Origin of the sequence: Candidatus Aramenus sp. CH1 (genome assembly GCA_022678445.1) — an archaeon.
Taxonomy (GTDB): domain Archaea; phylum Thermoproteota; class Thermoprotei_A; order Sulfolobales; family Sulfolobaceae; genus Aramenus.
Map to the genome: position 1 here is coordinate 18,122 of JALBWU010000013.1, position 21,859 is coordinate 39,980.

The following is a 21,859-nucleotide window of genomic DNA, read 5'->3' on the forward strand; positions in this document are numbered from 1 at the left end:
ATTAGGGGATAAAAATAATAAAAGGTTTTGCCAAAAATCGAATAAATGGTACTTCTTCATATTCCAGTAAGTATTTCAGGAATTTGGTATCCAATAAAGTCGGAAATTGTAAGCAAGACCGGGTCAATAGGACTAACCCTTGTGCTGAAGCCATATAGCGTCTTTGAGGTTAAGAAGTCCGACACTCCCGTGATTGTATTTAATGGGATTAAGATAGATTTCCCCAACGTTGCTGTCCTTAAGAGACTGGGAGACTTAAGGGTAGAAGGAGAAGCTAAAGTCCCCCTAGGTTACGGATATGGGCTAAGTGGATCCATTAGCCTGGCCTATGCGCTGGGGGCAAGCGAGGTATACAACGTCAGCGAAAGGGTCGCTTTAGAGACCGCGCACGAGAGCGAAGTACTTTTTAATAACGGCTTGGGGGACGTCATATCACAGTACTACGGTGGAGGACTAGTGTTCAGGAAAAAGCCCGGCGCACCGGGCCATGGAGAGGTAGAGCTGGTGGAAGTTGAGTGGCAGGAAGTGTACTCAAAACCCCTTGAAAGGATGCCAACCAAGGGGATAATTAGGCCACTTGAAATCGCAAAGGCCTTGATCCAAGAGTTCCTTGAGGACAGGACTCTCAGGAAGTTCTTTGAGATGTCCAGGAGGTTTAACGAGGAGCTCGGCTTCCACTCTGAGTACAGCGATTCCTTCAGGAAAAAAGGATTAATAGTCAAACTCGGAAATCCAAGTGAGAGCGGATGGATAAGCCACGTTCCAGCGATGCGTGGAGCCTACGTGGGCTAATCCCAGAAAACCACCCAAGGAGGGAGTCCTTGATAGTCAGGGAGAAGCTAGTTGAAGCCTTAGAGAAGGAAATCTTGGTACCTCAAGGCCTAATCGCCCACGGTAGGGGCGAGTGCTTCGACTACCTAGTAGGGGAGAAGACCCAGCCCTTCGCAGAGGTCGCAGAGAAAGTTGCCGTAGCTATGTTGCTTTTGGCCAAGAACCCAGTAATATCGGTAAACGGAAACATGGCAGCCCTAGTGCCGAAGGAGATAGTGGAACTAGCTGGGGAAGTTAACGCAAAGGTGGAGGTGAACTTGTTCTACAGGAGCGTGGAGAGGGTCAAAGCCATCGCCAAGGAATTAGAGGAAAACGGAGCGGAAAAGGTGCTCACCGAGGGAGACGCAACGATACCGGAGCTCTTCAGCGAAAGGAGGAAAGTTAGCAAGGATGGGATATACTCTGCAGACGTAGTCCTCTTGGCGATGGAGGACGGGGACAGGACACAAGCTCTAGTTAACATGGGGAAGAAGGTAATAGCAATAGACCTGAACCCCCTCTCTAGGACTTCGCTTTCAGCTACCGTAACCATAGTAGACAACGTGATAAGAGCGTTCCCCAACATGATAAGGTTTGCAAGGGAAATGAAGGAGGTAAGCAGGGAAGAGATTAAGAAGTTGATCGACCAGTTCGACAACAGGAAAAACCTATCCGAGTCGCTGAAGTTCATTTCCTCGAGGTTGATTCAGCTCTCGGAGGACTTGTAGTTCTCCTTTCCGGGGAACCTGCCTAAGTTTACGTCATCCACGTAAGCGTTAACAGCTTTCAAGATCTCCTCGCTCAGGTTAAGGTATCTCCTGGCGAAGTACGGCGTAAACTCGCTTAGCCCCAACAAGTCATGTATTACGAGCACTTGTCCGTCGCAGTGAGGCCCAGCGCCTATGCATATGATAGGAACACTAACTGCCTTTGTGACTTCCTCTGCTATGTCGGAGTAAACGTTCTCCAGTACAATGGAGAAGACGCCAGCTTCCTCCAACGCCTTAGCGTCTTCTAGAAGTCTTTCTCTATCCTTTATCACCCTGTAGCCTCCGATCCTTAGGTACCTCTGCGGAGTGAGGCCTATGTGCCCCATGACCGGTATTCCAGCCTCAACTATCCTCCTCACGGTCTTTAAGATCTCCTTCCCTCCCTCTAACTTAACAGCGTCGGCTCCGTTCCTAGCTAACGTACCGGCGTTCTTTACTGCCTCCTTTACGGAGTGCTCGTATGAGAGGAAGGGCATATCTGCAACTATCAGTTGCTCTGGCCTGGCGTTTACGACTGCTTTAAGGTGATGGACGACGTCCCTCATTGTTACAGGTAGCGTAGAGGGGTAGCCCAACATGGTCATGCCGAGGGAGTCTCCCACTAGGATGCCGTCAAGCTTGCTTTTTGCCAATATCCTCGCTGTCGAGTAGTCGTAGGCCGTCAGCATAGTCAGCTTGCCCTTCCCCTTTCTCTTTAAGAAGTCCCTTATCGTGACCTTTGCCATTTAACCTCAATGAGACTTTGTCGGCCAAGCTTAAAACTCTCCTTATCCTGTTAGCAATGTACTGCGTCTCCTCGTACATCTCAGCCTTCCTGTAGACCTCTATGGCTAACCTCAAGTCCTCAAAGGCTAACCTCCTGAACAACGCCCTGTCAACGTCTGTAATCCTAGGCTTTTTCAGCATGAACTCCAGCCTCTTTTCCATGCCCTCTATGTCCAAGCTGTTCGCTTGTATCTTTACCAGCTTCACTTCTGGATCTTCTTCCCCCTCCTCTAACGCGCTCCTCACTTCCTCGGCGTCTATGAACTTCCACCAGTGCTGGTTAGACGACTTATACGACGTCTCGATTATGCCGAAGTCCCTCTCCAAAGCCCTCAGTATCATCTTTGGATCCCAGGAGTAACCAAGGGACTGGAGCTCTGAGTACAACGTCTTGTAGTCGAAGTGCCCTAGCTCGCTCTCCCCGTTATGGTCGTAGATGCTCAAGGCTACCCTCAACACGGCCTTTGACTTCTCGCCGTACTTCGTTAACGCCTCTATTGTCCTGTCCCTAACTCCGCCTAACACTAAGTGTAATCTTGCCAAAGGATTATATTATACTAAAACTACAATAAACGGAATATGACCAACGACAGCTTGGCCGTCAGTGTTACTAAGCTGACAAAGAAGTTCGGCGACAAGGTCGTCCTCGACGACATCACGTTTGAAGTTAAAGAAGGGGAGGTGTTTGGGATCATAGGACCAAACGGAGCGGGGAAGACGACCACGCTGAGGATCATCGCTGGGATTATAAGGAAGTACGAGGGGGAAGTGAGAGTTTACGGACTAAAGCCGGTAGACGCTAGGAAGGCGGGCTATATCTCCTATATGCCAGAGGACGCCTTCCCCTACGATAACCTGACAGGGTACGAAAACTTGGAGTTCTACGCTAAGATATATTCTAAGGGAGACAAGGTAAAGGCCAAGGAGTACGTGGAGAGGGGTGTCGCGATCGCGAACCTGGGCGACAAGATATACGACAGGGCATCAGCTTACAGTAGGGGTATGAAGAGGAGGTTGTTGATAGCTCGGACGTTGATGGTGAAGCCAAAGGTGGCCATCCTCGATGAGCCAACTACCGCCCTCGACGTTGAGTCTGCCATAAAGGTGAGGGAGACCATAAGGGGCATGAGGGGAGAGTCCACAATAGTCATATCCTCCCACAACATGCTCGAGGTAGAGTACCTTTGCGACTCTATAGTGCTGATTGACCACGGAAGGGTAGTGGCTGTGGGGAGACCAAAGGAGATAGTGGAGCTAACGAAAACAAATAACTTAGAGGAAGCGTTCATAAAACTCACGGTGAAGGAGAACGATAAGGGACTTATTGCTTAAGGAATGGACTGACGTAAAGAGGGACAGGAAGCTACTCCTCGGCTCGGTCCTCCTTCCCCTCGTGTTACTCCCCTTGATAGGCGGAATCCTGTTCGCAGCTGCCGTTAGTCAACCCCCAGTAGTGGAGATCATTAACGAGAACGTGAGCAACGTAAAGTACGTGGACTACCTAGCTGACTACATAACCTCACATGGGGGCGTAGTTTACGTTAACTCGTCTCCCGTGTTGCCCGACGTGAAAGTGGTCTTCCCTCCTCAGTTTTACTCCAACATAACAAACATCAACAGGACTGCCTCTGTGGAAATCACCTATTTGATATCTGCAAATAGCCAAGCTTTTGACCTTGTGGATAACGGACTCTACAACATCCTTTACAACTCGTCATTGAGCAGAATTGAGCAAATAGAGAAGATCTCCAACGTCTCAGTTCCTCCGCAAAAGATAAGGGATCCATTGGCCGTCTACATAGCTTACGTCCAGCCTACTGGTAAGGCAGTGAGTAGCTCGGAGAACAACCTGGCACAGCTAGCGAGGATAGTAGCAGTTATCCTCTTTCCGGCGTCTACTCCAGTGATCTTCTTTGTAACGGACGGTATATTGGGCGAAAAGGAGAGGAAGACGTTGGAGTCCCTCTTGGCCTCTCCCATCTCAGCAAAGTCGTTCATAGCGTCTAAAGTCGCCATATCCATACTTCTTGGGATAATATCCTCCATAGGGGACGTAGCGGGCCTAGTGGTCTTCTCCTTGTTTGCGCCCTTCATAGTGGGGGCCTCTGTTTCCTTCTCCCTAAGCTTCGTTGCCCTTACTGTGGTCCTCTACCTCTTGATGGTATTCTTGACTGCATCAATAAGCGTCTTCATATTGGTCTTAATTGGGGGATCGAGCAAGAACGTCCAAGTAGTCAATTTCCTCATAACCAGCTTTGGTCTAGTCGCATCCTTTTCATCCCTGTTGATAAACTTCGGCAACTTATCTTTCCCGCTCTCCACTATTTTGCTTATACCCTATGTCCAGATAGTGGCGTCCCTACTGCTATATGTATTCGGGCTCGTACAGGAATCCATATTCTATATATCAGGAACAATAATAGCTTGTGTACTGTTAATTTTAATCTCGTCTAGGTTCCTGGACAGCGAAAGGCTTTTGCTCAAATAAAGCTTTTATTTTTTGAAAGACTATAATAGAATATGAGCTCTGTAAAAGGATATGTTTTAATTATAACTTCAATTGGAAAAGAAACAGATATTTCAAACGAATTGAAGAAAATTCAAGGGGTAAGGGAGGCTACCCCCGTATACGGCGAGTATGACGTTGTGGTGGTAATAGAGGCTCAGTCCTTGGAGGAGCTGAACAAGGTAATTTCCCAGATAAGGAGGAACCCTAACATCATAAGGACGGTCACGTTAATTTCCATGTAATCAGAACCCTTTGGAGTTCTCCTCATTTTTTCAGTACGTCCCTACCACATCATTTCTTAAGGAGGGTTAACGTCATAGAAGTGGGACCCACCTATGCTCATTTGCTCCCGGGACACGGGAACATTTCACATAGGCCCAGATTTTTATGTGGCAGAAGGAGTTATTAGCTTTTAAGAGTCTTTTAGGAGTTCCCGCCAGTTATTTCGATTTCCTCCTCTTCTTCCTCTTCTTCAAGGGACTTGAGCTTCTTCATAAGCTCTGACACCATTGCGTCCAGCTGGGCCACCTTAGCCTCAAGGAAAGCGACGTTCTCTTCGTACTGCTCTATCCTCTTGTCGTCCTGCTTTTCCAACTTGCCCTCGATACCTAGCTTTATGAAGAACTTTACGAGGTCTGTTATCTGCACCCCCATTTCCTCGGCCTTGCTCCTAAGTTCCTCGTAAAGTTGCTCCGGCAACGATAAGTGTATAGTGGGCATCCCTGTATTTCCCTCTCTAAAAATATCTATGTAATCCGCATATATTAATCTTGCATATGAAGTATTCCTCTTGGAATAGGAATAGTGTAATATCGCTCTAGAAAATACTTAAACCTTACAAGAGGAAGATATAGTTTGAGAATCATGAGAGTAGTTACATTCAAAGCGGAAGAAGACTTGTTAGAACTATTGGATAGGTATGCGATAAGGTACGGTCTAAACAGAAGCGAAGCCATAAGAAAGGCAATTGAGAAGCTTGTGGGAGAAGACATAAAGAAGGAGACTGTCCCGGTGGCTAAGGTAGAGAAGGTTAAGCTCTGAAGACTATTACTCCTTTTTCGCTCCCTTCAATATATTTTTTGTCTACTTCCGCTATTTCTCCCTTATACTCCTTTAGAAAGTATTCCAGAGGATCCAAAGGCATCAAGTGACCCTTAACCCAATAGTGCATGGGGATGACTATCCTGGGCTTCAACGCGTTAACTAGGGAAATTGCCTCCTTGTAGTCTATCGTAATAAGTCCTCCCACGGGTATCATCAGAACGTCTGGGGAGGATATTTCCTTTAGTATATCCTCCCTGGGGATTTCCCCAATATCCCCTAGATGAACCACCGTGAGGTCCTTTGTCTCTACCTTATATATCGCAGTCTCGCCTCTCTTTTTTCCCCTTTCTTTGTCGTGGTACCACTTATACCCAGTAATCTTGTAGTCCCCGTACGTCATTGTACCAGTGAACAGGACCTTAAGGTCTTTATACCTCAATATCTCGTAGGCGTTGTGGTCATAATGGTCGTGGGTGACCAAGACCAGATCTGAGCAAGAGATCTCGGGCCTCTTTAAGCCTATGCTCCCTCCGTCATGGGGGTCTATGACGATCTTGTCGTCTATTGAAAACATAGAGTGGCCGAAGTACTTTATCATCAAAAAATTTGGGGAATTAGGAGTTCAAAAGCTTAGTTGCTATCCTCTTAGCGTCCTCTGGAGTAACCTTTTGCCCGTTGTCTGCCATCTTCTTTACCTCTTGTAACACTAGCCTCAGCTTCTCGTCGTCCAAATGTATCCCTTGATCTTCTAGGACCTTCTTTAAGCCGTGGACTCCGCTGTGCTTTCCTAGGGCTATCCTCCTGAAGTTGCCCACTTCCTCTGGGCTTATTGGCTCGTAAGTTAACGGGTTCTCCACGACCCCGTGTACGTGGATCCCAGCCTCGTGACCAAACGCGTTTTCGCCTACTATTGCCTTAAAGAACGGTACTGGCACGCCGGTTAGCTCCGAGACCAGCCTACTTGTCTCGTACAACAACCACGTCTTTACGTTCATGTCGTAGCCCATTAACTTCTTCAACCCCATAACTACCTCCTCCAGTGAGGCGTTGCCTGCCCTCTCCCCTATTCCGTTTATTGTCACGTGGACTTGCCTTGCCCCAGCCCTCACCCCAGCCAACGAGTTTGCGGTAGCAAGGCCAAAGTCGTTGTGGCAGTGGACGCTCACTATCCTGTCTCCTGCAGCCTTAACTACGTCCTTTATTAAGTCGTGGAAAGTAAACGGCTCCATGACGCCCACTGTGTCTGGTATATTTATCCTGTCTGCCCCGGCCTCTACTGCCGTTCTGACTGCCTTTAAAAGGAACTCCCTGTCAGTCCTTGTGGCGTCCTCTGGGCTGTACTCCACGACTAGTCCGTGGTCCTTAGCGTACTTCACGTTGTCGTATATTCTCTCCAGAACCTCTTCTCTCGTCATCTTGAGTTTATACTTCAAGTGAATATCGGAGGTGGCTATGAACACGTGGACGCTCGACAGCCCCGCGCTTATTGCCTTGTCTATGTCGTACTTGTTTGCCCTCGCTAGACCTATTACCTCGGTGTAGTCTCCCACTTCCTCAAGGATCTTCTTTGTGGCAATGAACTCCCCCTCGGAGGCAGCGGGGAACCCGGCCTCAATTACGTCGACGCCTAATCTGGCTAGTTGTTTTGCTATCCTCACCTTCTGTTCCACAGTTAAGTCTATCCCTGGGGCTTGTTCCCCGTCCCTCAGGGTTGTATCTAATATCCTGACTTTAGGCTTGGAGAATACTCATACCTCAGCACTACTGTTAAAGAGTATATTATTTTTAAAAACTTTACTTTAGAACCATATCGATAATTGCCTTCGCAATTTTAAGTTTCTCCCTCTTCATCCATGAAACTGGTACGTTATCCTTGAGGTACGGCTTTGAAAATTTTCCTATGAAATTTGATTCCAAGTCCATGCCATATAGGACTATTTCCCTTGCTCCAAATCTTTTTGCTAACACTACTGCTCTGTCACCGTCCGTAAATCCGCCAAAGAGGTTAAGCCTACCAAAAGGCATCACTTGACAAGTGCCTATTACGTTTTCCATGTTGTAGACCTTCCCCAACAAGTGTACGTTATCGCCGTGGGCAAGGACTACGTAAACGCTCTCCTTGGGGAAGACCTCTATCCCGTCGAGGTCGGTGACCACAAACTCCGGTATTACGCCCCTCTTTACGAGGAAGTTGGTGGCTCCGTCCGCGCTTACAACGACGTCTGCGTCAATTTCCCTTACCTCTTCAAGGCTTGGGCCAGCCCCTACCACTGCGACTTTTCTTCCCCTCATCTCCTCGAGGAGGTCCAGGGGGTTATCCCTCAGCATCTGGTTTAGGATGGAGGCTGACTTGTAGTCGTCTTCCTCGCTGAAACCTAGCACTGACCTTATCCTCGAGTAGAAGTTCAACCACCAGAAAGTATCAAAAAGTATACTCTGTCACCCTCTTTTTTCACGATTTCAATTTCGTACCTTCTTTTTATTTCTTGGTAGTACGGGTTATCCAGAGATATGGAAAACACAACTCCCCTTTTTCCAAGGAGGAAGCCCAAGGCCTCCAAAGGTTCTGAACTACAAGTTAACGAGTCTAGGTCGATAACCCTCTCCATCCGCATCTCGCCCCAAAAATTCTCCTTTTTCCGCAAGTTTATTAGTTAAGGTAAAGAAAATAACATTATGGAGAGGGCATACCTAACTGAGAGACCCTCAACGAAGATCAAGGGCGTCGAGATTGACGTTCCCTGTGGGACTGAGTGCGTTATGAACAGCAAGTTTAGAGAACTACTAAACAACGAGGCGTTCAAGTCACAGTTGGAGGTGGTGGACAGCTTGACAGACCTTATCAACGTTCAAGTGGCAACGCTGAGATCTAAACTGGAGGATATCTTTTCCGAGTTTAACGCAAATGTGGACAACTTGCTTTACGCGATATATAGGCTAGTGGAGTACGGAGGGGACGTAGTCATAGGGAGCGAGATAAAGTTCGAGGAGAGAACTCTTGTCTCCGGTGACTTTAATCAACTGATGAGAGCCTACAGGAAAATAGAGTACAGCAGGAGGGATTCGGACATAGTATCCCTTTGTGACGAGATAAGATACCTAGGGGAAGCGTTGTGGGAACATTTTAATAAAAACATTGCTAAGTCGTTAAATGTATGAAAATGAGAATTGGAATAGAGGGCTTCGTCATCGACTCAGCCCACTACACTCTGTCTTCCCCAAGCAACGCGCAACTCCACGGTCATACTTACATTATTTCAGTGGAAATTGAGGGCCAAGTTGACCCATCTTCTGGGTTCGTGATGGACTTTGAGATCTTAAGGAAGACAGTATCGGAGGTCGTCAAAGAGTGGGACCACAAGCTAATCGTCCCCGCTAACGACATCGACAAAATAAGGGTAGAGGCGCCTTTTCAAATGGAAATAAAGAAGATCAACGCTCCCTTCGCCACTGCCGAGTACATAGGCACGGAGATTGCTAAAGAGGTGTACCAAAGGCTGGGCAATAAGTACAAGGTAAACATCAGAATATACGAGGGAAAAGATTCCTACGCTGAAATAGAGTACCCCTAGGCGGATTTACTGGCCAACAATTTCACACGATAAACCTTAGACCTATATTGTCGACAGGGAGACAGCCGTCGCATCTGTCCTTGAAAAAACAAACAGCCTCATTGTCGAACTGGTAACAACCTTGGATCTCTGGAGCCACCTTGAATTTATGGTACTTGTTCCTTACGCTCTCCACCTTAACAAATCCGTCAAACTCGTATCTGACTAGGACTGAGTTGCCCCTAAGGACAATTATTCCTCCAAACAAGTATGGATAATACTTGACCTCGTCAAGTGATGTCAAGGTCATCGCTTTCTTTAACTTCTCTACCACTTCCCCCTCTGTCATGCAGGGCATTACGGAAATGTAAACCTCTAAGTCGTCAACCGTCTCCCTTATTACCCTTGGCACTGCTACTAGCATATACTCTCTTGAATAGTGGCTCGTCCTGTATATAATTCTTGTCAAGCGCTAAGGCTATCTCTGCCTTGGCAAGCTCATATCCTATGTAGAGGGCGTGCTGGGAGGTGACGTTAACTTCGCTTACCAGCCTTCTGCCCAGGGATAGGGCGTCGGTCCCAGTCAACGCGATCCTCTTCTTTCCGTAGAACTCCACAGCTAACTTCTCCTTAGCCTTGGAGACTTTCACGAACCCGGAGGGATCCATGCTAGGCGGGACGTAGCCCACTTCCTCGCCCCTTACTTCCTCTTCCTTGACCTTCCTCTTGTCCTTTAGGATCAACAAGTCCACCCCCACGTCCTTTGGCGTCTTCTTCTGGACCATTGCCATACTAACCATCCTGCTGGCTATCCTCGTCTCAAGGGAACTCCACTTGGTCTTTCCCTTCTCCATTACCAGCAGGTTCGCTACTCCGAGCTCTCCAGCAATGGCAGTCATTACGGCGTTTACGCCGTGGCTGTCGGCGTCTATTAGTTCAGTAACGTTGAGGACGCCCATCAACATGGGGACGTCCACTAGAGCTTTCCTCACCTTCTTAAACTCGCAGAGGCTGTCCACTAGCCCCTGTAGAGGAGGTGACAGGACTGGGTCAGCCAAGAGCCTTTCGAACCCCATTTCCCTGGCCTTCCTCACCAACGATATGGTAACGTCACCCCTATCCTCTGTCGTAAACGGCGCAACAACGAATGCGGACTCTCTCCTCACCTCCTGCAATTCCTCCACGTTCAACTCGTTGAGGTTGAAAGCAAAAACCGCCCCCGCCTTAACTCCCTCTACCAGCTCCCTAGGGGACTCCGAGTCTACCCCAGCCACCTTTCCCTCGTCCAAGACCAGTTTTACTTTCCTCCTAACGTCCTCCAGATCGTGGTGTCCTACTGGGAACCCAACAACGTAGACATCAACGTAATCCTTGGTCCTCTCCACTTCCTCCTTAACCCTTTCTACGTTCCAGTTGGGGTCCAACTCCAAGAAAATCCTAAAGGGTGGAGGATAGAGGGGTACCTTGATCCCAGCTTCAAAAGCTACTTTGGAGTTCACCTCGAGATGCTCCTCTATCCTTTTGAGCTCTCTTTCCTTCAACTCCTTGATTATGCCGTCTGCTGGTTCGACAGTTGACAACTCTACGCCGTTCCTCAACGCCTCCAATACTAGAGGTATATCCCACGCGCTCTCGGTCCCCTTATAGGCCCTCACGCCTAACCTCTCCTGGATTTCCCTGGCGTCCCCGCTCGCTAATCCAGGGATGAGAATTACGTCGTACTTTTCCTTCAAGTCCCTAATCCTCTCCAAGATATACCTAACGCTCATCAAAGCCGCCACAGGGTAGTCCAAGGCCTTGACCTCTACGTCCTTTATCCCGCTCACAACTTCCTTGACTATCGGGTACGCAAGTTTACCGGTGACTACTAGAACTTTCACAAAGATACTCTAATAGGTCGCAAATATAACATTGAATCTATACAACAGAAGCAGACCTACTGACCCCCCTCCTAGCCCTAAAGGGAGAGAGGGTTCTGCATAGGTCTAAGGCGTTACTCCCCTTTATGGGAGTTACTCCGTGATGTGAAGAGAAAGGAAAGAGCCAAAGCGTTGACAATCTTCTTCACTCCAAGTTTCACAATGTTTAACGCTCCGTTGACGTCGCTGTGAAGTTAACGACCAAAAGGACAATTACGACCAAAAGGACAGCTATCGACACCCCTTGGGATTTCTGTCAACCTTAACGCCGCGATAAGCACAGAGCCGTGAAGTATTGTACTTAGCAACTAGGTACGTGATTATGCCGTACTCATTCACTATAGCGCCAACTTGCGATAAGACCAAATGTTCACAGTGAGCTTGTTACCCTTATCCTAGGAATGAAGTTAGGATAGCCCAAGTAAACCGTGGAGACGCCAAAGACCACAAAGAGTTAGCCAAGTGAGATGCTAAAGTTCTGTAAATGATGAAGCCCACGGTAAAGCTTAGTGACTCTTTTCCTTTCCCTCAGCACTTCTTCCCTATCACTTCTTGGACCTTTTCTGTCTCGCTCTTCAGCTCGTCGAGTTCGCGATCCTCTCCTGAACGTTATGGAAGGCGTAGAGCCGCGAAGTATTGTACTCAACAACTAGAAACGCGATTATGCCGTACTCATTCACTATAGCGCCAACTTGCGATAAGACCAAATTTGAAGTGAGCTTGTTACCCTTATTCCGAGAGATGAAGTTAGGATAGCCCAAGTAAACTGTGGAGACGCCAAGAGACCACAAAGTCTTGGTGAGGTGAGATGCTAAAGTTCTGTAAATGATGAAGCCCACGGTAAAGCCTAGTGAATAATCTTTCCCTCAACACCTCTTCCCTATCACTTCTTGAACCTTTTCTGTCTCGCTCTTCAACTTGTCAAGCTCAGCTATCTTTTTCTGAAAAGTAAAAGTAATCGCTCTTAACTGCTGAACCGCGGTAAAATAGAACAGTAAGTTCTCAACAACGACAGTAGCCAACGCGTTTACGCCAAGGTCAATTGACGCAACTCACCTTTAGGCTTCTCAACTTCTCTCTTTCGCCGTGAATAACGAGAGAGTTCTTCATTGGCTTACCGCTTTTCTTTGCTACAGTCCTACCAACGTCAACGAAATGTGGGCGTAAAAGTTGTTACCTTCAACGCGAATCTCCAGTCTACCTTGTACTCCAAACCACCTTAACCTACCTTCAAAGGGCATCTCCATTTCCCAATCCTTCAGAGAGATGACGTGCCCTTCTTCGTTAACCTCGTAGCGATCTTGTCTAACTACTAGGATTAATTTTCTCTTACCGCCTTCCAATAGCCTGGTGGTGAAACGTGGTTGATAAATGACAGGTCTTTCTTTAGTAAGGAGAAGAAGGACGACCAAGTTGTTCTTCTGAAAACAGCTTGAGCGTTAACTCCTAGAACCTCCTTGTCTCGTACTTCCTCCACGCGTCATTGAGGTTCACTTTCTTTTCTTGATTGTTGTCTCTCGTAGTTAATCTCGTTCCACAGCTTTGCTGTTGCGTCTGCCAACTTCCTCAATTTTCTCTGTTTACCCACTAGGGAAGAGCCTTATGACGATTGTTCTGACGCTTCCGGCATTGCGGGAGTAATCGGGCTCCTCATCTTTAGTTCGCCAAAGAAAGCGTCATAAAAGGAAATCGTTTTCATGTTAAAACCCATGTTAAAACCTTAACCCCGCCAAGCGAGGTTTGTCTTCTTATTTATCACGCTTAATTTTCTAATGGCCCCGCAATTCTTTCAGTCGTTAAATTCGAGCTTCTCGTCTCTCAGAAGCCGTAAAGGCTGTCCACACTTGAATTAAAGCCCCTGGTCATTGCTTTCCGTGTTGAGCAGCATTGACTTATACTATCTATTGTTATCCAAGTATTGTTATCCAAGGTCGTCTGTTAAAAAATATCTGATAAAGTACTTTTTTATCATTACTACTTTTACATAACTTAAGCTAATTCATAGCGATATTTTTTAAGATAGTCACCATTCCCGATTATGCATGGAAAAGGTTTAAGGTCAGAAAAAAATAAGTACTATCCGTCCGAGGTTTCCAGTGGTGCTTGCAATGGAGGAAGAATGGGAAGAGGACCTAGAAGAGGAAGAATGGGAAGACGAACTCGACGAAGACTGGGAAGAGGAAGAGTGGTAAAACTAAGTTAATTTAAAAAAGGCTTTTTATTAACACGGAATGGTGTAGACATTGAGAGTTGCCGTCATTAATTACGACTTTTGCAAGCCAGACAAGTGTAGCATAGAGTGCGTTAGGTTCTGTCCAATAAATAGATCCGGGAGTAAGGCCATAGAGTTATCAGAAATAGTAAAAGGAAAGCCGGTGATTTACGAGGAAACATGTATAGGATGTGGCATATGCGTCAAGAAGTGCCCCTTTGAGGCAATAAGCATCGTTAACTTGCCCGACCAATTCGGTTCAGACGTCATACACAGGTACACAGTGAACGGGTTTGAGCTCTTCGGTTTGCCTATCCTAAAACAAGGATATGTCATAGGAATACTAGGAAAGAACGGTTCGGGAAAGACCACGATCTTGAAGATCCTAGCTGGAGAGCTCATACCGAATTTCGGAGACCCATCGATTAAGTTTGCACCAGCCCAGGTCCTGGAGAGGTTTAAGGGCAAGGAGATCTACGACTACTTCAATAATCTCTACTCAAAAAGACTAAAGGTTGTACACAAGATCCAGTACGTGGAATACGCGGCAAGGTACTTAAAGGGCACAGTAAGGGAAATACTGTCAAAGGTAGACGAGAGGGGGAAGGTAGACGAAGTTAAATCTTTGCTCTATATGGAGAACTTCTGGAACAAGCAGGTGCAGTACTTAAGCGGAGGGGAACTGCAGAAGCTCCTCGTTGCGGCAGCCCTGCTCAGGGAGGCTGACGTGTATGAATTCGACGAGCCCTCTTCTTACCTAGACGTTAAGGAGAGGATAAACGTAGCTAAGGGAATAAGGGAGCTAACAAAGAACAAGTACGTGGTGGTAGTAGACCACGACCTAATAGTATTGGACTACCTTGCTGACTTCGTCTCCATAATCTTCGGCGAGAGCAGTGTATACGGAAAGGTGTCGAAGCTCTACTCCACTAGGATGGGGATAAATAACTTCCTAAGCGGATATCTTCCGGCAGAGAACGTGAAGTTCAGGGACGACGAGATCAAGTTCCTGCTTAAGGAGCTAACGGATCTCGACTTCTCGAAGGACGTAAGGGTAAAGATGAAGTGGTCTAGAATATCGAAGAAGCTAGAGGGCTTCAGCTTGACAGTTGACGAAGGGGAGGCGAGAGAAGGAGAAGTTATAGGCATAGTGGGACAAAACGGTATTGGTAAGACCACTTTCGTGAGAATATTGGTTAACGAGTTAGCTCCTGATAGCGGGGAAGTGTGTCCACAAGGGATAACGCTTGCATATAAGCCACAGAAGCTGGTCCCAGACTACGACGGCACCGTGCAACAATTCTTAGAGGCCTCTAGCAAGGACGTCCTATCAACTTCCTCGTGGTTCTTTGTGGAAGTCGTAAAGAGGTTGAACTTACATAGGATTCTGGAGTCTCAAGTTAAGGACTTGAGCGGAGGTGAGCTCCAGAAGCTCTACGTCGCCAGCACCCTCGCTAAGACTGCGGACTTGTACGTCTTTGACGAGCCATCCTCCTACCTTGACGTGGAGGAGCGTTACGTAGTAGCGAAGGCTATAAAGAGGATAACGAGGGAAAGGAAGGCAGTCGCATTTATGGTAGATCACGACATAGCCCTCCACGACTACATATCCGACAGGCTGATGGTATTCTTAGGCAAGCCGGGTTCAGAAGGGCACGGGTATTCTCCTACCTCGTTGAGGAAAGGGATGAACACGTTCTTAAAGGAGGTTGGCTTGACGTTTAGGAGAGACGCCGACTCAGGCAGACCTAGGGTCAACAAACCAGGGAGTTACTTAGATAGGTTACAGAAGGACAGGGGAGAGTACTATTCCATCGAGATAGTAAAGGAGTAGACTAAAATTTAATACCTCTTCGAATAGAAGTGTTTTTATGAAGACTACAATAAGCGTTATAAAGGCGGATATAGGTAGCTTGGCAGGCCATCACGTAGTCCACCCAGATACGATGGCAGCCGCCAATAAGGTACTGGCGGAGGCCAAGAGACAGAACGTAATTATCGATTATTACATTACGAACGTCGGAGACGATATGGAGCTCATAATGACGCACACAAGGGGACCATTGGACACTAAGGTTCACGAGACCGCGTGGAACGCTTTTAAAGAGGCCTCTAAGGTAGCTAAGGATCTAGGGTTGTACGCAGCTGGACAAGACCTCCTATCAGACACGTTCTCTGGCAACCTCAAGGGAATGGGTCCGGGCATGGCCGAGATGGAAGTTGAAGAGAGGCCGTCAGAGCCTATAGCGATCTTCATGGCAGACAAGACTGAACCAGGCGCTTTCAACTTCCCCCAGTACAAGATGTTTGCTGATCCCTTCAACACAGCAGGATTGGTAATTGACCCAACTATGCATGAGGGATATAAGTTCGAGGTGCTGGACGTTTTTGAAGGACAAAGCGTTACTCTCAACGCTCCTGAGGAAACATATGACCTCTTAGCCCTCATAGGTACTCCGTCAAGGTACGTAATAAGGAGGGTTTACAGGAAGGCAGATAACAACATAGCTGCAGTCACGTCCATTGAGAGGCTTAACTTAATAGCAGGCAAATACGTGGGCAAGGACGATCCTGTAATGATAGTGAGGTTACAACACGGATTTCCAGCACTTGGAGAGGCACTGGAGGCCTTCTCCTTCCCGTACCTTGTGCCAGGGTGGATGAGGGGAAGTCATTACGGCCCTCTGATGCCTGTTTCCCAGAGAGACGCAAGGGCCACAAGGTTTGACGGTCCGCCCAGGCTAATAGGCCTAGGATTTAACGTAAAGGAAGGAAGACTTGTAGGTCCCAGCGACCTATTTGACGACCCAGCGTTCGACGAGGCTAGGAGATTGGCTTCGACTATAGCGGAGTACATGAGGAGACACGGTCCTTTCATGCCTCACAGGCTAGAGCCAGAGGAGATGGAGTACACCACCTTGCCGGTAATTCTAGAAAAGTTGAAGCCCAGGTTTAAGAAAGAAGCAGACGTCACAAAGGCAAAACCAAGCATATACGACAAGAGCCAAGGCATGGACTAAATTTTTAAATAGACAATCTAAAATTGAGTGAGATTACCATGGGTAATATATATACGCGTGATATTAAGAGGGTGGCCGAGGAACTTTACGAAAAGTACAAGGACGAGGTCACTGAAGATTTTGGAAAGAACAAGGAGCTTGTATCCAAGTACCTTGAAGTGTACTCGAAGAAGGTAAGGAACAGGATAGCAGGGTATCTGACAAGGTATGCTAAGAAGTCGAAAAGGGCGGTTACAAGTAGAGAAGTAGAAGAGGAAATGGGAGAGGAATGATGTTTTGGTGAGGTTAGTTTTTGAAGGCCCCCTCTCTAGACAACATGGAAAGAGCGTTGAAATAGAGGGCAATTCCATTCACGTTGTTTTTAAGAAATTAAACGAGTTAGGTATTGTTGACGATAAAGGCAGGATTAAACCAGGGTATATAGTCTTGGTAAACGACAAGGACATAAGGGTTGTTAGCAGTGGCGAACTATCTCGAGACGACGTAGTTAAGGTAATTCCGATAAACCACGGTGGATAAGTTTGATAGAGATAGAGAAGGTGTCATGGAGCGAGAGCCTTAAAGGGAAGATAAGTTACACGGGGGAATGCGTTACTCAAGTAGTTAGAAGGCTTCCTCCAGTTTCAGTGGTGAGACAAGCTTGCTATATTTTCTTTAACTCACCCAGTCAAAATATCAAGGATAAGACGATCCTTTTCCTGCTTCTGCTGAGCTCCACAGACCAGATAAAAGAGGCTATAGAGGCCAATAAGTTGAAAGAGGGGGAATATGGGTATCTAATAAGGTGTTGCGGAGGCGACCCAGAAAAGTATAGCCCAGTAGCCATTGAAAGCCTCGACGAGAGACTAATGCTGACCTTTAACGCTATAAATTCACCCAAGCGTCACTCAAAATAAACTCTAAAGGTTTACATGTTATCTAGGCTCTATCCGCTAGTCTTAATAGCAATATCGATAGTGATTATACTATTTTCCTTCAATATTATTGCATTAAATGAGATTTATTATATTGTCTCGATTATTATAGTAGTAATTATTGTATCAACCAGTGCGCTTAGTAAAAAAGTTAAAACCAAAATAAGGGAAATCATGGTAAAAAATAACGTTTTTACTGTAAATGCTGAGAATAAAACTATAACTGGCGTGGCGGCAAGGCTGGTGGGTAAACAGGAGGCCGACAAAGCGCAAGTGGACGTACAAAGGGAGCTTAATAACCTATTGGGAGCGCTTCTGTCGAGGAGCAAGGCTAACGGCGTCAAATACGTTATTGTCACCTCCGTAAGCGGAAAACAAGCGTCTTCGTCTATTATTGTATTTAAGGAATGCGAGAATTGCGTAGAGGAAGTAGCTAAAGAGTTTCAATACGTCGCTGAAATAGCCAGTGTAGTTGCCCCTCACGTTTCGCTGGAGCCCGTTTCCGTTACAACTGAGTCTATACCATTACCAAGGTCCTTTGGAAACGTTACTTTTGCCAGAATCACAGACTTGAAGGTGGACTCTCCGGTTGCAATGGACAGACTGGTGGTTAACTACGACGTAGAGATAGGAGAAATGGTCGTGAGAAATCAAGCAGTGCCAGTGGGAATAATGGCATCAGATGTTCTCAGACACATAGGAATATTTGGGAGTACGGGGAGCGGTAAGTCCAATACAGCCAGCTTATTAGCGAAGGAGTTAATAAACAAAGGTTTCAACGTTCTAATCCTTGACTGGCACGGGGAATATAGGCAAAAGCTACCGGAATTCACTGTTTTCGACCAAGGCAATGTATTTAAACTGAATCCACTCAAGTTTAACGACATAGACGATACGATAGAGATCTTAAGCGATGTATTACAGCTTACAGATCCACAGAGGTTCCTTTTGTTTGTCCTAGTATCAAAGGTTAAGAAATCTGAAGGCAGCCTGTCTGACCTCTTCAACCTCTTGAAGAACGTAAACGACCAATCAAATTGGATAAAGGAAGTCAAATATGCGTTAGCGAGGAAATTATACCCATTATTTACTGCTAAGGGTAAGACGTTGTTTAACGCCGACCAGAACCCAGATCTTAATTCTCTCTTGTCGCTAAACGGTGTAATATTCGACTTGAGCTTTATAAATAACTTGAGGCTGAGGAGGTTATACGGCCTTTTCGTCATGAAGTTAGTGTCCGACTATTATATGGCTGGAAGAGCAAACAGGAAACTCCTTATTCTGGTTGAAGAGGCGCAAAATTACTTCCAGGCGGAGAACGAGTTTATAGATAAGCTAATCTCTGAGGTAAGGAAATTTGGCATAGGACTTTGCATAGTGTCTCAGTCTCCTTCTTCGATATCTCCAAATGTCATGAAAAACACCAACGTAAAGATAGTTCACGCAATAAAGTCCGACATAGACAAGAGAATTCTGGGCGAGTCTATGTCCCTTCCATCTAACATGTACTCGGTAATGGACAAACTAGACGTAGGTGAGGCTATACTTTCGGCCCCTAATATAAAAATACCAATATTGATAAAAATTAAAAAGATTTAAATCTTAGTCCTCTTCAGAGGACTTCTTCTCTCCGCCCTTTTCTCCCTTGGTCTCTCCGCCGCTCTTCTTGCCTGCGCTCACAATGTCGTCTATTCTGAGTATTAGCGTAGCAGCTTCTGTGGCTGCCTTTATTGCGTTCATCTTTACCAGTGCAGGTTCTATGACTCCCTTCTGCCACATATCAACTGGCTGCCCAGTGTAGAGATCAATTCCGTACCACTTCTGCGTCTCGTTTTCGTGAGTGCTCCTCAGTTTCATCAGTAAGTCTATTGGATCAAATCCAGCGTTTTCGATTAAGATAGTTACTAGACCCTCTAGTGCGTTTGTGTAAGCTTCTATTGCAAGCTGCTCCTTCCCTCCTACTTGTGGAGCGTACTTCCTTAACCTCTTAGCCACTTCTATCTCTACTGCCCCTCCTCCAGCCACAACTCTTCCGTCCCTTACTACATCGGCAACAGTTCCTAGGGCGTCCTTGATAGATCTCTCAGTCTCGTCTACTAGCCTCTCAAGGCCTCCCCTGATCAGTATGCTAATCGACTTGGGGTTCTTAGCACCTTCAACGAACACCATTTTATCTTCTCCTACTTTCCTTTCCTCTACCAGTGAGGCATATCCCAAGTCTTGTGAGGTGATCTCGTCAATGTTAGATACTACCCTTCCTCCTGTGGCCCTAGCTAGCTTCTCTAGGTCGCTCTTCTTAGCCCTCCTTACAGCTAGAACTCCTTTCTTAGCTAGGTAGGACTGGGCTACCTCGTCAATACCCTTCTGGCAGATTATCACGTTTGCGCCAGTTGCAAGTATCTTGTCTACCTTCTCCTTGATTAAGTTCTCCTCTTCTTCAAGGAACTTCTGCATCTGAGTTGGGTCGTTAATTCTGATCTCCGCGTCCAGCTCAGGCTTCTCCACTTCTAGGGAAGCGTCTATTAGGGCTATCTTCGCGTTCTCTACTCTCTTGGGCATTCCAGGATGAACTACTTCCTTGTCTACTATTATGCCGTAAACCAGCTGGGTGTCGTTTATGCTCCCGCCAGCCTTCTTGACTATTTGTACGTTGTCTAAGTCAACGTACCACTTGTTGCCCCTCAGCTCAGCCACTTGAGTTACTGCTTTAACAACTACGTCAGCTATGTACTCCCTAGCCCCTGCAACGGCCTTGCTGCTCAAAGACGTCATTGCGACTTTCCTTAGAACATCAGTGTCGTTTATCGACACAGGCTGAGCTATTTCCTGTATAGTCTGAAGGGCTACTTCCTCTGCTTTCTTGTAACCACTAATGATAATGGTGGGATGAATCTCTTTGTAAAGGAGTTCCTCTGCCCTTCTAACCAGCTCTCCTGCGAAAATCACTGCAGTCTTAGTTCCATCAGCAGTCTCCTCGTCCTGACCCTTAGCTATCTGGACCAAGAGCTTTGCTGCTGGGTGTTGTAGGTCCATCTTGTCGAGGATCGTTGCACCGTCGTTGGTTATGGTTATGTCTCCTAGGCTGTCAACTAACATCTTGTCCATTCCTCTAGGTCCATAAGTGCTCTTCAAGGCCTCTTCAACGGCCTTTACTGCAGCTATGTTAACTCTTACTGCTTCCTTGCCGTAAGTCCTACTTGAACCCTCTTTTAAAATTATGACCGGAATTCCTTCAGGTGTAGTTGCAACTGTAGCAGTGGAAGTTGAGGCCATATTCGACTCACCTTTTCCACTTTCTCTTAGAAAGAGCTTATATAAAAATTTTTTGTTAACTCTCACCAACCGCTTTTTCGATTATTCTGATCTTCGCCCCTAGAGGTATTTTTCTTAAAACTCTTCTAAAGTGCTTCTCGTTTACGTTAAGTTTCCGTAGGATGTCCTTCATCTTTTTGCCCTTATATCCACTTAAGTAGAAACTCACTGCCACTCTAGTCTTTATCTTAGCTCCAGAAAGGTAACCTTCTTCATTTATTATTAAGTATATTTTGTGCGCAGTAGGGTCCTTTTTTAAGAGCTCTAGTGCTAGAACGCCCTCTCTGCTAATTACTCCCAGCTTTCCTTCTTCGTCGACCCTCAGCAAGAATTTACGCCTATTAAACTCATTGCTTGATATGTGGTCGCGTATATAGGTGGTCACGTATTTTGCCCTTTCCGATAGCCTCATTGTACCAGTTAAGTCCACTACTTCTTCGGAAAAAGATAGGGGAGAGTAGTCGTATTTTTGCTCGTCAATTACCAGACCGCAGTTCCCACATACAACGGAACTTTCAGTCCAGACTATGTTAGCCGATCCGCAAGAGGGGCATCTCATAAGTTTTTAGTCTCCTTATATATTATATACTAGTTTATAGTGAAGTGTAAAGAGTCGCTGAGTTAACCAAAAGTTTCCGGTGATGCAAGTGACAATGGAGGACGTATTGGAAGGGATAATAAGGAACGTGGGGAGCCCAAAGGACGCCTCTGAAATCGGTAATTACATCTCCAGCAACTACGGAAATGACGCGTTACTCTGGGATAAAATTGTGGTCTATTTGGACCTTAGGTCTAGGGGAAAGAATCCAGTAATTTCTGGGAACTTCATTTGGCTCAAAGATAAAGGCTCAAATGGGTATAGGGCTCTGATTTACGTATTAACTGAGAATCAGCCTATAAACGTGACAGATCTAGAAAGAATATTAGCTATGGCTAAGTCGTTACACGTAGAGGTATACATATCGATTGTCGATAAATACGGAGATATAACTTATTATAGCATCGACGAAACAAAGTTAGCTAAGGGTTAGTT

General features: G+C 46.4%; 30 protein-coding genes. 15 read left to right on the plus strand and 15 right to left on the minus strand.

Going from position 1 to position 21,859, the window contains the following annotated elements; genetic code table 11:
• The first annotated feature begins 45 nt into the window (after nt 1-45).
• A complete protein-coding gene (locus MPF33_10015) occupies nt 46-792 on the plus strand; it encodes a GHMP kinase (GenBank protein ID MCI2415555.1) in 747 nt (248 codons plus the stop codon).
• The gene (locus MPF33_10020) at nt 747-1,538 is read left to right on the plus strand and encodes a phosphopantothenate/pantothenate synthetase (GenBank protein MCI2415556.1); all 792 of its coding nucleotides are present in this window, start codon (nt 747-749) and stop codon (nt 1,536-1,538) included. Before MPF33_10015 ends, MPF33_10020 begins: the two co-directional genes overlap by 46 nt.
• On the opposite strand, the gene panB is transcribed toward MPF33_10020, so the two are convergent.
• Entirely contained in the window at nt 1,517-2,305 is a 789-nt protein-coding gene (panB, locus tag MPF33_10025) for a 3-methyl-2-oxobutanoate hydroxymethyltransferase (protein MCI2415557.1), read from the minus strand. The genes MPF33_10020 and panB overlap by 22 nt on opposite strands.
• Entirely contained in the window at nt 2,193-2,888 is a 696-nt protein-coding gene (locus MPF33_10030; protein ID MCI2415558.1) for a hypothetical protein, read from the minus strand. Before MPF33_10030 ends, panB begins: the two co-directional genes overlap by 113 nt.
• Nucleotides 2,889-2,924: 36 nt before the next feature.
• Here MPF33_10030 and MPF33_10035 point away from each other — a divergent pair, with 36 nt between their 5' ends.
• From MPF33_10035 to MPF33_10045, 3 genes are read left to right on the plus strand one after another with little or no spacing between them, the layout of a single operon-like run.
• A complete protein-coding gene (locus tag MPF33_10035) occupies nt 2,925-3,677 on the plus strand; it encodes an ABC transporter ATP-binding protein (GenBank protein MCI2415559.1) in 753 nt (250 codons plus the stop codon).
• Complete coding sequence (locus MPF33_10040) at nt 3,670-4,833, plus strand: ABC transporter permease (protein ID MCI2415560.1); 1,164 nt, start codon at nt 3,670-3,672, stop codon at nt 4,831-4,833. Before MPF33_10035 ends, MPF33_10040 begins: the two co-directional genes overlap by 8 nt.
• A 32-nt stretch (nt 4,834-4,865) precedes the next feature.
• Nucleotides 4,866-5,096: an Lrp/AsnC ligand binding domain-containing protein gene (locus MPF33_10045; protein ID MCI2415561.1), complete on the plus strand. Its 231-nt coding sequence runs from the start codon at nt 4,866-4,868 to the stop codon at nt 5,094-5,096.
• Nucleotides 5,097-5,277: 181 nt separating this feature from the next.
• Here MPF33_10045 and MPF33_10050 read toward each other — a convergent pair whose 3' ends face one another.
• Nucleotides 5,278-5,574, minus strand: a complete 297-nt coding sequence (locus tag MPF33_10050) for a hypothetical protein (protein ID MCI2415562.1) — start codon at nt 5,572-5,574, stop codon at nt 5,278-5,280.
• A gap of 144 nt (nt 5,575-5,718) precedes the next feature.
• Here MPF33_10050 and MPF33_10055 point away from each other — a divergent pair, with 144 nt between their 5' ends.
• The gene (locus MPF33_10055; protein ID MCI2415563.1) at nt 5,719-5,895 is read left to right on the plus strand and encodes a ribbon-helix-helix protein, CopG family; all 177 of its coding nucleotides are present in this window, start codon (nt 5,719-5,721) and stop codon (nt 5,893-5,895) included.
• Here the strand turns inward: MPF33_10055 and MPF33_10060 are convergent.
• The 4 genes from MPF33_10060 to MPF33_10075 all read right to left on the minus strand — a co-directional run bounded on the left by MPF33_10060 (nt 5,885) and on the right by MPF33_10075 (nt 8,507).
• A complete protein-coding gene (locus MPF33_10060; GenBank protein ID MCI2415564.1) occupies nt 5,885-6,496 on the minus strand; it encodes an MBL fold metallo-hydrolase in 612 nt (203 codons plus the stop codon). The two genes, MPF33_10055 and MPF33_10060, sit on opposite strands and share 11 nt — an antisense overlap.
• 16 nt (nt 6,497-6,512) lie before the next feature.
• Nucleotides 6,513-7,607 (minus strand): homocitrate synthase family protein, encoded by a 1,095-nt coding sequence (locus MPF33_10065; protein MCI2415565.1) that lies wholly within the window; start codon nt 7,605-7,607, stop codon nt 6,513-6,515.
• Between the two features lie 85 nt (nt 7,608-7,692).
• The gene (locus tag MPF33_10070; protein MCI2415566.1) at nt 7,693-8,307 is read right to left on the minus strand and encodes a DUF115 domain-containing protein; all 615 of its coding nucleotides are present in this window, start codon (nt 8,305-8,307) and stop codon (nt 7,693-7,695) included.
• Nucleotides 8,304-8,507, minus strand: a complete 204-nt coding sequence (locus MPF33_10075; protein ID MCI2415567.1) for a hypothetical protein — start codon at nt 8,505-8,507, stop codon at nt 8,304-8,306. The genes MPF33_10070 and MPF33_10075 overlap by 4 nt, the downstream gene beginning before the upstream one ends.
• A 67-nt stretch (nt 8,508-8,574) precedes the next feature.
• Between MPF33_10075 and MPF33_10080 the strand changes: the two genes are divergently transcribed.
• On the plus strand, nt 8,575-9,057 hold the full coding sequence (locus MPF33_10080) for a hypothetical protein (protein ID MCI2415568.1): 483 nt from the start codon (nt 8,575-8,577) through the stop codon (nt 9,055-9,057).
• Nucleotides 9,054-9,470: a 6-pyruvoyl tetrahydropterin synthase family protein gene (locus MPF33_10085; GenBank protein MCI2415569.1), complete on the plus strand. Its 417-nt coding sequence runs from the start codon at nt 9,054-9,056 to the stop codon at nt 9,468-9,470. The genes MPF33_10080 and MPF33_10085 overlap by 4 nt, the downstream gene beginning before the upstream one ends.
• 22 nt (nt 9,471-9,492) lie before the next feature.
• Here MPF33_10085 and MPF33_10090 read toward each other — a convergent pair whose 3' ends face one another.
• From MPF33_10090 to MPF33_10115, 6 genes are all read right to left on the minus strand, one after another.
• Nucleotides 9,493-9,873 carry a hypothetical protein gene (locus MPF33_10090; protein ID MCI2415570.1) on the minus strand — a complete coding sequence of 127 codons (381 nt, stop codon included), beginning with the start codon at nt 9,871-9,873 and terminating at the stop codon, nt 9,493-9,495.
• On the minus strand, nt 9,833-11,329 hold the full coding sequence (locus tag MPF33_10095; GenBank protein MCI2415571.1) for a dihydropteroate synthase-like protein: 1,497 nt from the start codon (nt 11,327-11,329) through the stop codon (nt 9,833-9,835). Before MPF33_10095 ends, MPF33_10090 begins: the two co-directional genes overlap by 41 nt.
• Nucleotides 11,330-11,366: 37 nt before the next feature.
• Complete coding sequence (locus MPF33_10100) at nt 11,367-11,507, minus strand: hypothetical protein (GenBank protein MCI2415572.1); 141 nt, start codon at nt 11,505-11,507, stop codon at nt 11,367-11,369.
• Nucleotides 11,508-11,943: 436 nt separating this feature from the next.
• Nucleotides 11,944-12,207 carry a hypothetical protein gene (locus MPF33_10105; protein MCI2415573.1) on the minus strand — a complete coding sequence of 88 codons (264 nt, stop codon included), beginning with the start codon at nt 12,205-12,207 and terminating at the stop codon, nt 11,944-11,946.
• A gap of 27 nt (nt 12,208-12,234) precedes the next feature.
• The gene (locus MPF33_10110) at nt 12,235-12,390 is read right to left on the minus strand and encodes a hypothetical protein (GenBank protein MCI2415574.1); all 156 of its coding nucleotides are present in this window, start codon (nt 12,388-12,390) and stop codon (nt 12,235-12,237) included.
• 108 nt (nt 12,391-12,498) lie between these two features.
• The gene (locus MPF33_10115; GenBank protein MCI2415575.1) at nt 12,499-12,711 is read right to left on the minus strand and encodes a hypothetical protein; all 213 of its coding nucleotides are present in this window, start codon (nt 12,709-12,711) and stop codon (nt 12,499-12,501) included.
• Between the two features lie 900 nt (nt 12,712-13,611).
• Between MPF33_10115 and MPF33_10120 the strand changes: the two genes are divergently transcribed.
• From MPF33_10120 to MPF33_10145, 6 genes are all read left to right on the plus strand, one after another.
• A complete protein-coding gene (locus MPF33_10120) occupies nt 13,612-15,414 on the plus strand; it encodes a ribosome biogenesis/translation initiation ATPase RLI (GenBank protein ID MCI2415576.1) in 1,803 nt (600 codons plus the stop codon).
• 37 nt (nt 15,415-15,451) lie between these two features.
• The gene (gene fbp, locus MPF33_10125; GenBank protein MCI2415577.1) at nt 15,452-16,600 is read left to right on the plus strand and encodes a bifunctional fructose-1,6-bisphosphate aldolase/phosphatase; all 1,149 of its coding nucleotides are present in this window, start codon (nt 15,452-15,454) and stop codon (nt 16,598-16,600) included.
• A gap of 38 nt (nt 16,601-16,638) precedes the next feature.
• On the plus strand, nt 16,639-16,872 hold the full coding sequence (locus MPF33_10130) for a 30S ribosomal protein S17e (protein ID MCI2415578.1): 234 nt from the start codon (nt 16,639-16,641) through the stop codon (nt 16,870-16,872).
• 7 nt (nt 16,873-16,879) lie between these two features.
• On the plus strand, nt 16,880-17,119 hold the full coding sequence (locus MPF33_10135; GenBank protein MCI2415579.1) for a ubiquitin: 240 nt from the start codon (nt 16,880-16,882) through the stop codon (nt 17,117-17,119).
• Between the two features lie 2 nt (nt 17,120-17,121).
• Nucleotides 17,122-17,496, plus strand: a complete 375-nt coding sequence (locus tag MPF33_10140; protein ID MCI2415580.1) for a hypothetical protein — start codon at nt 17,122-17,124, stop codon at nt 17,494-17,496.
• A 246-nt stretch (nt 17,497-17,742) separates the two neighbouring features.
• Nucleotides 17,743-19,113 carry an ATP-binding protein gene (locus tag MPF33_10145; GenBank protein MCI2415581.1) on the plus strand — a complete coding sequence of 457 codons (1,371 nt, stop codon included), beginning with the start codon at nt 17,743-17,745 and terminating at the stop codon, nt 19,111-19,113.
• A gap of 3 nt (nt 19,114-19,116) precedes the next feature.
• Here the strand turns inward: MPF33_10145 and MPF33_10150 are convergent, their stop codons facing one another.
• A complete protein-coding gene (locus tag MPF33_10150; GenBank protein ID MCI2415582.1) occupies nt 19,117-20,787 on the minus strand; it encodes a thermosome subunit in 1,671 nt (556 codons plus the stop codon).
• A 55-nt stretch (nt 20,788-20,842) separates the two neighbouring features.
• The gene (locus MPF33_10155; protein MCI2415583.1) at nt 20,843-21,385 is read right to left on the minus strand and encodes a hypothetical protein; all 543 of its coding nucleotides are present in this window, start codon (nt 21,383-21,385) and stop codon (nt 20,843-20,845) included.
• A 94-nt stretch (nt 21,386-21,479) separates the two neighbouring features.
• On the opposite strand from MPF33_10155, the gene MPF33_10160 reads away from it, so the two are divergent.
• Entirely contained in the window at nt 21,480-21,857 is a 378-nt protein-coding gene (locus MPF33_10160) for a ribonuclease BN (GenBank protein ID MCI2415584.1), read from the plus strand.
• Nucleotides 21,858-21,859: the final 2 nt, after the last annotated feature.